Genomic DNA, 14,620 nt, shown 5'->3' with positions numbered 1-14,620 from the left:
TAAGTGAAGTAAAGTTACATGAATATTAAGTTTTTATTTAATAATTGGAAACAAAAAGGCGTAGAACTTATTAAATTCTACGCCTTTTTTATGTTTTATTCCATCAAAGAAATCAATCTTTAATTCCTGCGGCCTTCTCTTCTGCTAATTTTCGTTTTTCTTCTCTTGCCGAAATAATAATACTTACTTCGTAAAGAATATACAGCGGGAAAGCTACCAAAATCTGACTCGTTACGTCAGGCGATGGCGTGATGATAGCCGCTACAATCAAGATAACTACCACTGCGTGTTTGCGATAAGTACGCATAAATTCTGGCCCGATTACACCTATTTTTGTCAGAACAAATATGGCTACTGGTAATTGGAATGCTATTCCGCAAGCCAATGTAAGGGTTGCCAAAATTGAGATATACGAACCAATATCGAATTGGTTTTTGATACTTGGGTCAATCTGGAAATTAACTAAAAAGTTAATAGCCAGAGGCGAAACGATAAAATATCCAAAAAATACACCCGAAAAGAATAAGAGAGTTACGTAGAAAACTGCTCCACGTGCTGATTTACTTTCGGAAGGTTTTAGGCCAGGTTTCACGAATCGCCAAATTTCCCAGAATACATAAGGAAACGCAAAAACTAAACCGATGATAGCCGCTGAAGTAAGTGCCATTACAAACTGCCCCGAAACTTCCCGACTCATAAGTTCAAAATTCAGTTCTCGTACACAAAGCCCAGGTGCTCCGACCATATCGGCCAGCTTACACATCATTCGGTAAGTCCAGAAATCAACTTTTGCAGGAGCTAAGATGACTTTGTTGTAGATATCTCCGATGAAAACAAAAGCAATAACCATAAATAAAGCTATTGAAATTGCTGCACGGATTAAATGCCAACGAAGTTCTTCGAGGTGGTCAAGAAAACCCATTTCTTTGCCTTCTGATTCCTTTTCTTCGTCGTCGTAATCAAAATAGGGTGTTTGGTCTAAAGGCATTTTGCTTAGAAATGAAGTCTATAGACTACTGTCAACAATAATATTATATCTAAAAACTGTGGACTGTGGTCTATCGACTGTGGACTAATTAATAATTATTTTTTCGCAGCAGTAGTATCAGCTTTGATTTTACCCGATTTTTTATCTTCTGCGTATTTTTTGTTCAAACCTTCTAAAACGGCTTTTGTGATGTCTAAATCTTCTTTGGCAAATAATACACCACCACCTTTCGAGTAACCGATTACCATGTCATATTTATCACCAGCGTTGAATTCTTTCAAGAATGACTGAATGTTGTTCAATACATCTTCGGTTTTCTTAGCATCTTCTTTCGCTAAATCTTGAGCGGCTTTATCACGGTATGCCATGATTGACTGCTCTTCTTGTTGTAGTTGAGCCTGAGCAGTTTGTCCTTGCTCTTGGGTCATGCCACCTTGTTGTACTTTTTGTTGGAAGAACGCTACTTTATTTTGGAAATTTTTTGCTTTGTTGGCAATATCAGTTTCAAGACGGAAACGCTTATTTTCAGAAGATTTAACGATGTCTTTATAGTAATCGTATTGATTTAAAAGCGTGTCGGTGTTTACATAAACAATACGACCAGCCACTTGTTTGCCTCCAGATGTTGCCGTAGAAGCAGATTTGTCACAACCCCAGATAATTACTGAAAGTAAAAGAGCTACAATAGAAAGATTTTTCATGAGAAATTAAATTAGTAAATAAGCTAAGGAGTAAAATGACAATCAAATCTTCGACTCTAAAAGCTAATAACTTTGTTTTTTTAATGGTTTTTGAATAAATAAAGTTCGCAAATATAAAAAAATCCCCCCGATTCGGAGGGATTTTCAAGAGTTTTATTTGAAAAGCTGCCTAAAATGGTAGCCAGCCGTAGCCGATAAGCCTGCCACCTGCGAGCCAATGAGGGTCATAATCGTAAAAAATGTTGGAGCAACTGGTAGATTTTTCAAAAATTTGATGTTTTCTGTAAATAAACCACCGATTTTCTGCACCATGATTCCTTCGTTGGCTGAGTTCAAAAATGTAGCATAACCCACCCAAAGGGTAGTGATAGCCCCAGCGGCGGCGGCATACGCTCCGAGAGCGGTTTCTGATTTCCAAGCACCGATGGCAAATGCAATGGGTGCTATCACCCACCACGGTAAAAAGTATTGTGCAACTGCACTGACGATTAGTATGATAATATAGTTCATTTTTTAATTGAGAATGAAGAATTTAGAATTAAGAATGATTCTTCAACGTGATTAAAATATTTATGTTAACTTTATCAAGAATAAGAATAAGGAATTTCAGAGTTAACAATTCTTAATTCATCATTCTTCATTCTTAATTATTTCTTCCTGATTTTAACTGTTCCCGAAATACGGCTGCTTTTTTCATCTTTCGATTTCATGAAAAGTAGCTCGTTGAGTTCGCCTTTTGCCCATTTATCAATCATGTTGTCGTAGAATGGACTCGCTGGGTTGCCCGATTGTCCGCCTGGGTAAAGACCATAAGCCTTTGGCCAGCCTTTGTCGAGCTGCACCACCATTCTCCACGATGGGCCGTTGAGTTCGGTAGTTGCATTCACGATTCCTGCACCACCACCATTCGGAATGTCTTGGCGGCCAAAACCAGGCAAACGCCCTAAGTGATTAATATCTGTGCTTTTTACTTTATTCCATGCCCAAGTTTCTGGGTTCATCGGCCCCAATTTCAGCGTCAAAGAGTCAATGCTTGCTTTAAAACTTTGTTTTACCACATCTTGAAGCGTTTCTTGCTTATTTTTGGTCGAAACATTATCAAACCACTTAGCAGTTGGTTCTTTCACCACCATGTCCCACATACGGTTGCGTGAAGGATACGTCATTGGAGCTTTGAGGTCTTTCATCGGAAACTCATCATCAAAAACTGTGTAGCGAAGCTCTTTTATCCAACGCTCAAAGATGGTTGCACCCACTTCGTTGGCATCATTTTTCATATTCCATTTAGCCAAAGTCTGATACGCAGGATTTTTGTTTTCTGACGAATCAGCATTCAAAATCTGCATCAAAACTGGCAAAATTCTACGTGCTTCTACATTAAAGTTATCATTTTGAAGCATTCGTAGGCTATCAACCGTGGCCTTTTGCATTTTTTCGAGGCGTTCGTTGATTCTAATCGCTCGCTCGCTCGGAGCAAATCTCCAACCTAAATAATATGGATAAGTTGGGTCAGCCGAAAACTGGTTGGCCGAACTCACAAAGCCTCTCGGAGGGTTTTTTACAGTCGGATTTTGGTCAACAGGAATCCAACCTTGCCAATCGTGGGCTGGATTTGAGCCATCTAAGATAAACTTGCCTTGTTCTTTCCATTTCAAAGGCAATTTCCCGTTGGGTGTAATCGAAATATCGTTTTGGTTGCTCGCAAAAACAAAATTTTGGGCAGGAGCAACATAATACGTCAGTGCCTTGCGATAATCATCGTAGTTTTTTGCACGATTTAGGTAATAAAAGGCCATCAAATCAGTGCCTTCTTTTTCGTGAGCAACCCAACGCATAGCGTGTCCGACTGGCACATTTTGATTAAAATTTTTATCAGAAGCTGCATTATAAACAATCGGGCCATGATGCGTGCTGTAAACTGTATCTTTCAAAGATTCGGGGCGACCTTTCACCACAAATTCTTCGATTCGCATCATAGTTGGTTTCCATGCACCATTGTACCAATATTCTTTTTTGGTTTTGTCTTTAAACTTAATTTGGTAAAAATCCATTACGTCAGAGCCAACGTTTGTCACGCCCCAAGCTACGTCTTTGTTGAAACCAATCACTACTCCTGGAGCCCCTGGCAAACACGCACCATAGACATTCATGGTTGGCGTGCAAAGTTGCATTTGGTACCAAATCGAAGGTAAAGTAAGCTGTAAGTGGGGGTCATTGGCCAAAATCGGTAAGCCCGTAGCCGATTTCTCGCCACCAACTGCCCAGTTATTACTACCAATTTCGGGCGAATGTTGTGGCACATCAAATGCCACACTTTCGCTGGTAGATAAAGTGGCGGTTGTCTGAGCGGGTACTGCTGGCACTGGTACAGGCGTAAAATTCCACTTTGTGCCGACAGGAATAATCGGAGATTCGTTGCTCGGATAATTCGGAAATAAATCTTTCACAACCTCCATTCCGTATTTTGAAAGAGCATTCGACATACGGAAATCGTCGCTGCCACCGTTTAGCACATTACGCATGTTCATCATCATCAGAATGGTTTTATACGGCGACCATTCTTCGGGCTGATATCCAATGATTTTATATTCGACAGGAAGATTTTTGTATTTAAGTTGCTTGATATATGCATTTACGCCCGCAGCGTACGCATTAAGCACTTCATCAAAAATTTTGTTGGTTTTGCCGTTTTCATAGACTTTTTTTGCGGCATCGGCCATGCCCATTCGACGGCTATAACGGTCGAGTTCTAAGGCACGCTCGCCTACAACTTCGGCCAATCGACCAGAGGCAGCGAGTGTATAAAACTCCATTTGCCAGAGTCGGTCACGAGCCATCAGATAACCTTGCGTAAAGTAAACGTCGTGGTCATTTTTTGCAAAAACGTGCGGCACTCGGTTATCATCGAATACTACATTTACTTCGTCTTGCACGCCATCGAGTTGGAGGTCGGTCGGGGGGAGGTCAAGTTTCGATTCTCCGTTTTGCCAAAAGCCCTCGAATGGACTAAAGAGTCGCCCGAGAGCAGGAACTGGCCCGAGTGGACGGTTTAACGCATAAGTCAAACCAGCGGCAGCCAAGAGACTTATGATAAATTTTACTAATTTCATTGATTTGGGTAGAAACGTTTAGAAGTTTAACGATTGCGAAAGTAGAAAAAAAGCATGAATATTTTATTTTTTAATGAGTTTTTAGGACTTTTTTGTGAAAAATATCTGTTATAATAAGGAATTACGAATGATTAGATTTACGAAAGAATACATACATTTTGAAATGTTATTGTTTCGTAGGAACGCCCAATCTGGACGTTCTTGTCTATGAAAATAAAAGATTTATACGAATGAACCGATTCCTTTTCTTGATTTTTCTTATGTTTTTATCGAAAACGACCAACGCACAAGTAAAAAGTAAAGCTTTTGACAGCTTATTGAATGTAATGGTCACAAAATCTGTTCCGACGGTTGGTTGTGAAGATATTAAGAAAATGAAAAGCGTGGTGCTGCTCGATACTCGTGAAAAACGAGAATATGAAGTGAGCCACCTAAAAGATGCCCGTTGGGTAGGTTTTGATAAGTTTGACATGAAAAGCGTGGCCGCTATTCCGAAAGACGCCAATATTGTGGTTTACTGCTCGATTGGGGTTAGAAGTGGCAAAATAGGTGAGAAATTAATGCAAGCGGGCTACAAGAACGTCCATAATTTTTACGGAAGTATTTTCGAGTGGGTCAATCAAGGAAACCCAGTTTATGACATGGCAGGAAAACCCACCAATAAAATACACGGCTACAACTGGAAATGGGGTGTTTGGTGCAACAAGGGAGAGAAAGTGTATGAGTAAAATGACTTCATTTATATAGGATTACCTAATTAAGTGCTTCAAAACAGAGTAAAAGGCGTTTTTCTGCAAAATATTTAGTTGTTTTGCAGAAAAATAGAAAATCTATGCTCAACGACCAATATTGGAGCGAACGCTACGCAAAATCACAGATTGGCTGGGATGTAGGAAAGGTGAGCCCTGCTCTGAAAGCTTACTTCGACCAGTTACGCACTCAATCAATTTCAATTCTGATTCCAGGCTGTGGAAATGCCTACGAAGCCGAATATCTGCTTCAACAAGGATTTACAGATATTACGCTGATTGATATTTCGGGCGTTTTAGTGCAGAATTTGCAAGAAAAACTCAAAAGTTATATCGAAAAAGGTGTTTGTCGAGTCATTCATCAAGATTTTTTTGAACATTCGGGTAGCTATGATTTAATCATTGAACAAACATTTTTTTGTGCCATTGACCCAACTTTACGCCCAAAATACGCTCAAAAAATGAGTGAATTACTCAAGCCGACTGGACGTTTGGTGGGTTTATTATTCGACCGTGAATTTGTGGGCGGCCCTCCGTTTGGTGGCTCGAAGTCCGAATATATTCCTTATTTCAGTCCATATTTTGAGTTAAAAACTTTCGAAAAATGTACCAATTCAATACCACCACGGGCTGGTAATGAGCTATTTATAAATTTTCTAAGCAAATAAAAATTATCCCAACAAACTTTAAAAAATGCCAAAACCAAAGAAAGCAAATGAATCATTAACGGTAATGACCGAAATGGTTTTCCCGAACGATACCAATACACTTGGTAATTTGATGGGAGGAAATTTAATGAGATTACTCGATATTGCGGGGGCAATTGCCGCCCAGAAACATTGTAACCGAATAGTAGTGACTGCTTCGGTTGATAATGTACAGTTTAAGGAAGCCATTCCACTCGGCAGTGTGGTTACGCTTCAAGCAAAAGTAACACGTGCTTTTAACTCATCAATGGAAGTGGTGGTGGAAGGATGGGCTGAGAATATTCCTGCGGGAACAAAAGTAAACACCAATAAAGCATTTCTGACATTTGTGGCAGTTGACCAAACGGGTCGCCCAATTGAGGTACCACCAGTTGAGCCAGAAACTGAGGAAGAAAAAGAACTTTATGCAGGAGCGTTGCGTCGTCGTCAGTTAAGGCTTGTGCTCGCTGGTAGAATGAAGCCCGAAGAAGCAATCGAACTAAAAGAGATATTTATGGTGTAAATGCCTTTTAAGTAGTCCACGGTCAATGGTCGACAGTCCACAGTAGTGTAAAGTGTTTATTAATAATGTTTTATACAAAGATAAGTGTCGTCTGTTTTTAATCATTTGTTTAAGTACCTACCCAAAAGAAAAAGACGAGTAAATGCTCGTCTTTTTTGCGTTATAAACCCTAAAACTTAAAAAATCTTACCAAGTGCCACGACGACGGTCACGGCGGTCTTCTTTGCGGTCACGCACGTTTTCGGCTTTGTCTTTTCGGTCTTCTCGTCTATCTCTTACATCTTCTTTTGCGTCACGTACGTCTTCTTTCGCATCACGAATATCTTCTAATTTGTCTTTTCTGCCACCATTATGACGAGCGTCTCTGATGTCTTCTTTGGCATCACGTACATCTTCAGCACGGTCACGGCGGTCTTCGGCTTTATCTTTTCGGTCTTCTCTTTTATCTCGTACATCTTCACGGCGGTCACGCACGTCTTCTCTACGGTCACGACGCCCCTGTGCATGAGCATCAATGTTTGAAAATGTGATAAGTGCAAGAGCGAATCCGAGTAATTTGATTGAAGTTTTCATGGCTGATTTTGCTTTTAAGATGAATAGTTTTTCTGGCTTTGTTATCGTTTGGATGAATAAGAGTAGAAAAGGTTTAAAACGATGCAGAAATTTTTTATAACTTTGTGCCAGAAAATTTGTTCCCGTAGTTCAATGGATAGAATTTTAGATTCCGGTTCTGACGATGGGGGTTCGAATCCCTTCGGGAACACACTAATTCTCAAACCCCTTATAGACAATTGTTTATGAGGGGTTTTGTTTTGTTTAGAGTTTAATGGGTGTTGTTTTATATGTTTTAAGCCTGTAGCTTTGATAGAACTACCCAACATTTTTTAATGCAGAAAGTTGTACAGACAAGCCCATCACTTGCATCAATTGATTTGGTTCTAAGGTATGTTCCTCTAAAAGTTCTTCATATTGTTTTACGTAAAGTGGTGAATCGCCCTCCTCTTTGTGTACCTGTATGGTGCGGTTAGTCATGGCAATTAGTTCCATTAGCCTTGAAACTCGGATGCCCCATTCGTGGTAACTTAAAAATTCTTTCTCTTCCATTGTTGCCTAATTTAATGCCATTATGCAACTTTCCCTGCCTTAGTTTTAGACAATCGCATTATAAAACCGTAGGGTTTCAAAAGTTTCTCTAATTCGGCACGGTGCTCTGCCAATAGGTCGGTATATTGGTTTACTGCCAAAAAACTCGGTTTTTCTTGGCTCTGATGCAGTTTCAGAATGTTTTCTGTACTCTCAATCAATTCAAGTAAACGGGCAATTCTTATGCCCCTTTCCTCCACGTTTTTAGGTTTTTCCATTGTATTTAAGAGTTTATCTGTAAAATGCCTTTGTTTTTTGTGCGTTTATCAGTGCTAAACTGAAATAACCATTTTTTACGTTCTATTTCGTAAATATTGCCCAAAGGGTGTTCTTTCGGGTAAATTGCTACAAAATAACCATCAACTAAACTTCCACGTTTTGAGCGTTCGGTACGTAGTTTATCAATTTCACGTTCTTTGGCATTATATTGCTCAAAGTCAATAAAAGTAACTAAATCAATATCTTTTGGGTTGCGTTTTTGGGTTACAAAACTACCATCAATCCATTGTTTAAACCCCGTTGGTATAATCTTTCGGAGTTCTTCATTATAACTCAAATAACTCTCAAAAATAGCCTTTCGGGTGGAGGATAACGGCACACCCTCGACAAATATTTTCTCAATTGTTGCCAAATCGGCTTCTATAATTTCATAAGGTTTTAAGAAACCGTTTTCATCAAATTCAATCATAGGTTGTTGGTGTAAGCTACTCTCATAATTGGTTTTCTGACGTGACTTTTTTGTTTCATTAACTCTGTTTTGGGTATAAACAAAGTTAATAAAAAAAGTCGTTTATCTATTTTAAAGTAAACAAAAAAGGCAGGAATATGGTCAAAATGACTACATTCCTGCCTTTAACTTAAAATTAGAAAACCTATTTTCTATTCCCGTCGATATCTAATTCTATAATCTCATAACCAAGCTTTTGTAGTCCAGGTAAGATTTTGGCTTTATCTCCTACCAATAAAATATTCATTTTATCAGGGTTTATCCATTTCTTGGCCAGTGCATCGGCTTCTTTTTTGGTGAGCGATGCTAAAATTTTATTTTGGGTTTCTACAAAATTAGCAGGTAAATCATACGTCAGAATTCGACCGATGAAACCTGCTTTTTGGTTGCCAGTTTCGTAGCGTAAGGCATCTTGTTGGCCGATAGCACTTTTCATAAAGGCTAATTCTTCGCCAGTGATACCATTGGCTGCGTAGTTTTTCAATTCTTTCATTACCTCAACCAATGCACTATCAGTAGCATTGGCACGGATTCCTGAGCTAAATTGATATTCGCCGGTGTATTTATCACCCGCAAAACCAGCACGAGCACCGTAAGTCCAGCCTTTATCTTCACGTAAGTTGAGGTTCACACGGCTATTGAATGCACCACCAAGAGCAAAATTCATCAAACCTGCTTTGTAGTATTCGCCAGTGGCATCGTATTTCAAGCCAGTAACATTGCTTACTCTAAATTCGGTTTGTGCTGCTTTTGGTACATCAATCAAATAAATTTTAGTTTTTTCGATAGCAGGAGCAGGAGCTGGATTTGGTAAATTGATTTTTTTGTTTGGTAATTTATTCAAAAACGCCAATTTTGGTAATATTTCACCTTCAGTAATATCACCTACAACTACCACTTTCGTGCCTTGTGATGTCATATAATTGTTGTAATAATCTTGAACATCTTTTAGGCTGAGTCTTTTTACTGTACTTTCGGTACCGTTATCGCTTAAACCTAAGATATTGCCTGTGCCGTAGTTAAGTTTGTCAATTACGTTGGTAGCAATCGCCGCAGGTTGAGATTTTAATTGCTTAAATCCTTCTAATGCTTGTTTTTGTAAACGATTGAAAGCATCGGCGGTGAAGTTCGGGCTAAACATTTTTTCCTCCAATAATTCTAATGTTTTATCAACGTTTTTCTTTAAACATTGAACATTGAAGCTAATACCATCTAATGTTTGTGATACGCTGATAAAACTTCCGAGTTTTTGAAGCTCAACTGCCATTTGCTCAGCTGTATATTTTTTTGTGTCTTCGTTGAGCATATCAGCAACCATACTCGCCAAACCAATTTTAGAAGTATCACTCGCCTGTGCAAGGTGTCCGCCCGGTACTGAGATAGAAATCGTAACGGTTGGTAGCTCGCTATTCGCTGTTCCAATAATTTTAACACCACTTGGCAAATCTTTTTTCCAGAATGGCGGCACTTTCACTACAGGATTCGCTCCATTTCCTGGGGTCTTACTTCTATCAAAATTGTCTTTCGCTTTTGTGTATGTCAATCCATCATAACCATAATTTGGTGCGGTATAATTTTGGGTATCAATCGTGTAATTGTCAGGAGCGGCTGGTTTTTGATTTTGTCCTTTTGTCAAAACACTGATAGTTACACTTGGTTTATCTTTTAAATATTGATTATAAACTCGCCAAACGTCTTCCTTTGTTACCGAGCGATACATATCTAACAATTTACCAATCATATTCGGATTGCCAGTGAAAGTATTAAAAGCCGCCAATTGGCTCACTTTTCCTGATACGCTTTGTAAACCGTTGATGTACTGTGCTTCGATTCCACCTTTAAATTTCTCGATATCTTCATCGGTTACTCCTCTTTTTTCAAATGCCACCAAAGATTGTTTAAGTAAACTATCCATTGCCGAAAGAGAAAACCCAGGGAAAGGGGTAATTTGGAAAGAAAATTCTCCAGCTAATTCATTGAAACGGCTAAAACTACTTGCACTAATTGCTTTTTGAGATTTGACAATTTGTTGGTAAAGAATTGAGTTTTTGCCTTGGCCTAAGATTTGAGCAAGACATGATAACGCCCCCATATCTTTATCATAGTTCGGAACGGTTGGGTAAGTTTTCGATAAAATCGGCAAACGAGCGTAATTATCGGTAAAAGAAGCATATCTATCGCCCGATAATTTCACGGCTGGCAATACAGTTTTTTCAACCGCAGGCCCAGCTGGAATACTACCGAAATATTTATCAACCATTTTCACTACATCGGCTGCTTTTACATCACCACCGATAGTCAATGTGGCATTGTTGGGCCCGTACCAACGCAAGAAGAATTTTTTCAAGTCGTTTACATCAACTCTATCCAAATCTTCTAAATAACCGATTGTCAACCAGCTATATGGGTGGCCGTAAGGATAAAGATTTTTGCTCGTAAATTCGCCCACTAAACCATACGGACGGTTATCATAATTTTGTCCTCTTTCGTTTTTTACTGTACTGCGTTGTACTTCAAATTTTTTCTGCGTAACGGCATCCAATAAAAATCCCATACGGTCGGCTTCGAGCCAAAGCATTTTTTCGAGCTGATTGTTCGGTACAGTTTCGTAATAATTCGTACGGTCGAGATTGGTGCTACCATTGAGCGTTCCACCCGCTGCCGTTACGATTTTGAAATGTTGTTCATCGCCCACGTTATCGCTTCCTTGAAACATCATGTGTTCAAAAAAGTGAGCAAAACCACTCTTTTTGATTTCTTCTCTTGCACTACCTACGTGGTAAGTGACATCGACGTGTACGATTGGGTCGCTGTTGTCTTCATGCACAACGAGCGTGAGGCCGTTAGGAAAAACATATTTTTCGTAAGGAATGACCAATTCACTCCCCTTTTTTTCGACTTTTTCTACCAAGCGAGCTTGGCTAAACCCGAGATTAGTAAACAAACAAATAGCCGCTGCGGCTAATAGATTTTTTTTCATAGTAAAAGTGTTGATGTATTGAATGCCAAAAAAACGAATAAAAAGTTAGTATGCCAAACGGTCTATCCGATAAACCCTAAATTGAGATAGATGTTTGAAGAATATTTTATTTGCTCAGTTTTCCCACACAAAAAGTGTAGATGGCCGTGAGGTCTTGGTCAGATAGTTGATTTTCTAATAAATAATCTCTTCTGATTGGGTGGTGAAGGAGTTCGGGCTGGCGTTTTACCAAGAAAAATCGCTCGCAGAATTTGGTGTTATTGGCTGAGTGTTGAATGATTTTTGTCCAAATTTTATTGTACATTTCACTATCGGCATACGACGAAAAATCAGACAATGAATAAGCCGTGACTGATGCCGTGAGTTGTTGATTATCAAGCACATTAAGCAAAGAATCGGTGATGATTTCGATTTTATGTACTTGGCTTTTGATACTTTCAAATTTTTCTTCTCTCAGATGCAATGGCAAAATACAATCGGGTTTGTATTCGCCATAAAATAAAAGATTAGCAAAATGATTGGTGTTAAGAAGATGATTATTGGCCAAATGATTCATGCGTGAATGCATATATTCATACACATCAAATTCCTGCGGGATCAATAATGCCCCAGGTTCACGAATGATTTTTGTCCATAAAAAACGATTAGAAACGAGTTTCAAGAATGATTTCCAGATGACATTATCCCAATGTTTTGCCCAAAATTCTTGTTGAATTTCCAAGGTTTCTGACGCCATCAATTTTTCTATACCTTTTTTTCTGAAAAATGCTGCTTTGGCCATCATTCTGAGAAATCGTTCCCAAGTTCCGCAGTACAAAAGTCCATTTTCAATCAGATTGAAGTTTTTATCCCAGTAAAAAATCTGTGGAGATGTGAGCAAATGATTGAGTTTTTTGTATAAATCTTCACGAGAAAACTTGTTTTCTAAGCCAATAAAAGATTTGAACTCTGCATAATTGAGCGATTGATAAGCGGCAATTTTGAGAGACAAAAGATAGTTTTGTGTAGCATTGAAATCAACGCTGATTATCTTTTTTGGGCTATCGACTAACAAATCAAGTGGCCTTGCACCGCTCCCCGTGATACACAAAACTGTATCATTGGCCGTCAGACGCAAGGCTTTTCTTTCTGATTCACTATCTTCGTTACAGGCCGAATAGTTTATTTTTTCAAAAAATGAATTTGCCAAGATTGGGTTTGGGTTTTAGAGTGCTTGAGAAAATTATACGTCAGCTACCCTAAAAGGCATTACTTCCACAAATTTCCAAACACCTTCTTTGATATACGGCTCGTTGTCGTACCATTCTTGCATTTTTTCATCGTTTTCAAACTGCAAAATCATCACCGAGCCTATCATTTTTTCGTTATCATCGAGCATTGCTCCACCTACTATAAAATTATTGTTGGCTTTGAGTGCTTTTGCACCAGCCAAATGCCCGGGGCGGGCGGCCATGCGGCGGTCGAGTGCCTCTGCATCACGTCCATCTTGTGCTACAACTACGTATTGTTTCATTGGTTTTGTTTTTTGTATTCCTGCAAAGAAAACGCTTTTGGTCGATGAATAAAAAAGCATTGCCAAAATTTTGGCAATGCTTTCCGAATTATTTAAACGTGTTACTAACCTTTTTCTATTATTCTATGGAAAATTGAAAAATTCTGACTTATTGATTAATTTTTGCCTTTGCCGCCTTTGCCTCTTGTTCTTTCTTTTTCGACAGTCACGCCATTAGTCGTTTCTGTATATTTCAAGTCACAAGTGCCATCACCATAATCAACCACTTTTTTAGTACCATCTTGTGCTACAATTTCTTCTGTTCCACTAACAGGGAAGCCTTTTGAAGAAGAACAAGAGTTTTTGGTAATGAGTGCTTTTGTGATATTACTTGAGAAAGTAGTACCATCGCTTGAGCTACCCGTTGTTGAACCCGTCACCGACGATTCGTCATCGCTGCGGCTCGAAGTGCCTTTATTATCTACTTTTCTTGAACGTGTACTTGTGTAAGTGATTGTTTTACCCGAGTTTGAGTTCAGAATTGTCATTTTAGCTAATTTTTCGCTGGCAGTTGCTTTTCCACTAACAACAGTAGTTGTAATCGTGTGCGAACCATTCACAGTAAGCGAATCACGCTTTAAGTTATCATAAGTAACGGTTCTAACCAATGACCCTGAGAATGTTGAGTCTGGTTTTACAGGAATCGTAATGGTCATTTTTCCGCCTACTGGAGTTGTGCCGCAAACGCCACCAGTTACTGCCGAATAGTCATATACGATGGTGATTACATTGTTGGCTACGGTTTTAGTCACGGTTGCACAGTTGCCGTCTTTTCCTTTCCAAGGTCTGCTCCAGCCCATGCCTAACATCGGGAAAAAACCATTTCCTTTGTCGAGAACATCAGTTTCTCTGAAATTTCGGCCACCAAAAGGCATAAAAGTCACTTCATCGGCCAGTTCGTAAGCGGCTTCTGATTGTTCGTTGGCAGTTTGGTTATCAACTACTGCATTGGCCAATTGGTCGCTTGATGTTACTGTATTTGTAGTTTTGTCGCAAGCAATCATTGCTGCACCTAATGCGATGCACAAAGCTGTAATCTTGAAAAAATTGGTTTTCATTTTGATTTTGTTAGTTTAAGAGTAATACATAAAAACATATTGTGTATACATCTTTTCATAAAAATTGGATAGAGAAAACTAAATTGAAATTTCTGAGCGTTTCGAGTTAATGACGTATGCTTTGATTAGAATGGTTGCACAAGGTTTAAAGGATTTTTTTTAATAGATAAAACTTGTGATGAATTTTGTTGATAGTTTTAGTTCATTTAAAAGAGGCTTTAAGTAAAAATAGTAAAGGTTTTCTGTGAATTGTAAGTAGTTGATTATTAGTTGTTTATGTTCTGATAATTGACTTGTAAATAGTATTTCATGAATCGTAATTCGCTCTCACCTTTCTCTTTCGAGAATTTGCCCTTATTTTTGCAGAAAAATTCTTCTAAAAGGTCATTAAGCCTAAATATTT

At 38.8% G+C, this 14,620-nt stretch carries 15 protein-coding genes and 1 tRNA gene; 4 read left to right on the top strand and 12 right to left on the bottom strand.

Translation table 11 applies throughout. The features are described from left to right. Positions 1-112: 112 nt before the first annotated feature. The 4 genes from tatC to ACOVO2_RS23755 form a co-directional block, all read right to left on the bottom strand. Positions 113-988 carry a twin-arginine translocase subunit TatC gene (gene tatC, locus ACOVO2_RS23770; protein ID WP_421772364.1) on the bottom strand — a complete coding sequence of 292 codons (876 nt, stop codon included), beginning with the start codon at positions 986-988 and terminating at the stop codon, positions 113-115. A 95-nt stretch (positions 989-1,083) separates the two neighbouring features. Further along, positions 1,084-1,689, bottom strand: a complete 606-nt coding sequence (locus ACOVO2_RS23765; RefSeq protein ID WP_421772363.1) for an OmpH family outer membrane protein — start codon at positions 1,687-1,689, stop codon at positions 1,084-1,086. Between the two features lie 153 nt (positions 1,690-1,842). Then, positions 1,843-2,199: a hypothetical protein gene (locus ACOVO2_RS23760; protein WP_421772362.1), complete on the bottom strand. Its 357-nt coding sequence runs from the start codon at positions 2,197-2,199 to the stop codon at positions 1,843-1,845. A gap of 137 nt (positions 2,200-2,336) precedes the next feature. Beyond that, on the bottom strand, positions 2,337-4,799 hold the full coding sequence (locus ACOVO2_RS23755; protein WP_421772361.1) for a penicillin acylase family protein: 2,463 nt from the start codon (positions 4,797-4,799) through the stop codon (positions 2,337-2,339). Between the two features lie 230 nt (positions 4,800-5,029). Here ACOVO2_RS23755 and ACOVO2_RS23750 point away from each other — a divergent pair, with 230 nt between their 5' ends. The 3 genes from ACOVO2_RS23750 to ACOVO2_RS23740 all read left to right on the top strand — a co-directional run bounded on the left by ACOVO2_RS23750 (position 5,030) and on the right by ACOVO2_RS23740 (position 6,757). Beyond that, positions 5,030-5,527, top strand: coding sequence for a rhodanese-like domain-containing protein (locus tag ACOVO2_RS23750; RefSeq protein ID WP_421772360.1), 498 nt, complete (start codon positions 5,030-5,032; stop codon positions 5,525-5,527). A gap of 83 nt (positions 5,528-5,610) precedes the next feature. Beyond that, positions 5,611-6,216 (top strand): methyltransferase, encoded by a 606-nt coding sequence (locus ACOVO2_RS23745; RefSeq protein WP_421772359.1) that lies wholly within the window; start codon positions 5,611-5,613, stop codon positions 6,214-6,216. Between the two features lie 25 nt (positions 6,217-6,241). Further along, entirely contained in the window at positions 6,242-6,757 is a 516-nt protein-coding gene (locus ACOVO2_RS23740; RefSeq protein ID WP_421772358.1) for an acyl-CoA thioesterase, read from the top strand. Positions 6,758-6,943: 186 nt separating this feature from the next. Here ACOVO2_RS23740 and ACOVO2_RS23735 read toward each other — a convergent pair whose 3' ends face one another. Further along, positions 6,944-7,330 (bottom strand): hypothetical protein, encoded by a 387-nt coding sequence (locus tag ACOVO2_RS23735; RefSeq protein WP_421772357.1) that lies wholly within the window; start codon positions 7,328-7,330, stop codon positions 6,944-6,946. A 118-nt stretch (positions 7,331-7,448) separates the two neighbouring features. Here ACOVO2_RS23735 and ACOVO2_RS23730 point away from each other — a divergent pair. Continuing rightward, positions 7,449-7,520, top strand: a tRNA-Arg gene (locus tag ACOVO2_RS23730). Between the two features lie 107 nt (positions 7,521-7,627). Here ACOVO2_RS23730 and ACOVO2_RS23725 read toward each other — a convergent pair. From ACOVO2_RS23725 to ACOVO2_RS23695, 7 genes are all read right to left on the bottom strand, one after another. Further along, on the bottom strand, positions 7,628-7,861 hold the full coding sequence (locus ACOVO2_RS23725) for a hypothetical protein (RefSeq protein ID WP_421772356.1): 234 nt from the start codon (positions 7,859-7,861) through the stop codon (positions 7,628-7,630). Positions 7,862-7,881: 20 nt separating this feature from the next. Beyond that, positions 7,882-8,118 (bottom strand): hypothetical protein, encoded by a 237-nt coding sequence (locus tag ACOVO2_RS23720; RefSeq protein ID WP_421772355.1) that lies wholly within the window; start codon positions 8,116-8,118, stop codon positions 7,882-7,884. 5 nt (positions 8,119-8,123) lie between these two features. After that, entirely contained in the window at positions 8,124-8,588 is a 465-nt protein-coding gene (locus ACOVO2_RS23715; protein ID WP_421772354.1) for a DUF6932 family protein, read from the bottom strand. A 184-nt stretch (positions 8,589-8,772) separates the two neighbouring features. Further along, positions 8,773-11,607, bottom strand: a complete 2,835-nt coding sequence (locus tag ACOVO2_RS23710; RefSeq protein WP_421772353.1) for a M16 family metallopeptidase — start codon at positions 11,605-11,607, stop codon at positions 8,773-8,775. A 106-nt stretch (positions 11,608-11,713) separates the two neighbouring features. Continuing rightward, the gene (locus ACOVO2_RS23705; protein ID WP_421772352.1) at positions 11,714-12,796 is read right to left on the bottom strand and encodes a DUF3419 family protein; all 1,083 of its coding nucleotides are present in this window, start codon (positions 12,794-12,796) and stop codon (positions 11,714-11,716) included. Between the two features lie 33 nt (positions 12,797-12,829). After that, positions 12,830-13,120, bottom strand: coding sequence for a YciI family protein (locus tag ACOVO2_RS23700; RefSeq protein WP_421772351.1), 291 nt, complete (start codon positions 13,118-13,120; stop codon positions 12,830-12,832). A 155-nt stretch (positions 13,121-13,275) separates the two neighbouring features. Beyond that, a complete protein-coding gene (locus ACOVO2_RS23695; RefSeq protein WP_421772350.1) occupies positions 13,276-14,217 on the bottom strand; it encodes a hypothetical protein in 942 nt (313 codons plus the stop codon). Positions 14,218-14,620 lie beyond the last annotated feature (403 nt).

The organism is Emticicia sp. (assembly GCF_049241225.1).
Classification (GTDB): Bacteria; Bacteroidota; Bacteroidia; order Cytophagales; family Spirosomataceae; genus Emticicia.
The sequence above is the reverse complement of the archived record's forward strand: the minus strand, read 5'-3'. Positions and strand labels throughout refer to the sequence as shown.

Coding starts and splice junctions, on each gene's coding strand:
- tatC (WP_421772364.1), bottom strand. CDS start 988: ATGCCTTTAGACCAAACACCCTATTTTGATTACGACGACGAAGAAAAG.
- ACOVO2_RS23765 (WP_421772363.1), bottom strand. CDS start 1,689: ATGAAAAATCTTTCTATTGTAGCTCTTTTACTTTCAGTAATTATCTGG.
- ACOVO2_RS23760 (WP_421772362.1), bottom strand. CDS start 2,199: ATGAACTATATTATCATACTAATCGTCAGTGCAGTTGCACAATACTTT.
- ACOVO2_RS23755 (WP_421772361.1), bottom strand. CDS start 4,799: ATGAAATTAGTAAAATTTATCATAAGTCTCTTGGCTGCCGCTGGTTTG.
- ACOVO2_RS23750 (WP_421772360.1), top strand. CDS start 5,030: ATGAACCGATTCCTTTTCTTGATTTTTCTTATGTTTTTATCGAAAACG.
- ACOVO2_RS23740 (WP_421772358.1), top strand. CDS start 6,242: ATGCCAAAACCAAAGAAAGCAAATGAATCATTAACGGTAATGACCGAA.
- ACOVO2_RS23735 (WP_421772357.1), bottom strand. CDS start 7,330: ATGAAAACTTCAATCAAATTACTCGGATTCGCTCTTGCACTTATCACA.
- ACOVO2_RS23725 (WP_421772356.1), bottom strand. CDS start 7,861: ATGGAAGAGAAAGAATTTTTAAGTTACCACGAATGGGGCATCCGAGTT.
- ACOVO2_RS23720 (WP_421772355.1), bottom strand. CDS start 8,118: ATGGAAAAACCTAAAAACGTGGAGGAAAGGGGCATAAGAATTGCCCGT.
- ACOVO2_RS23715 (WP_421772354.1), bottom strand. CDS start 8,588: ATGATTGAATTTGATGAAAACGGTTTCTTAAAACCTTATGAAATTATA.
- ACOVO2_RS23710 (WP_421772353.1), bottom strand. CDS start 11,607: ATGAAAAAAAATCTATTAGCCGCAGCGGCTATTTGTTTGTTTACTAAT.
- ACOVO2_RS23700 (WP_421772351.1), bottom strand. CDS start 13,120: ATGAAACAATACGTAGTTGTAGCACAAGATGGACGTGATGCAGAGGCA.
- ACOVO2_RS23695 (WP_421772350.1), bottom strand. CDS start 14,217: ATGAAAACCAATTTTTTCAAGATTACAGCTTTGTGCATCGCATTAGGT.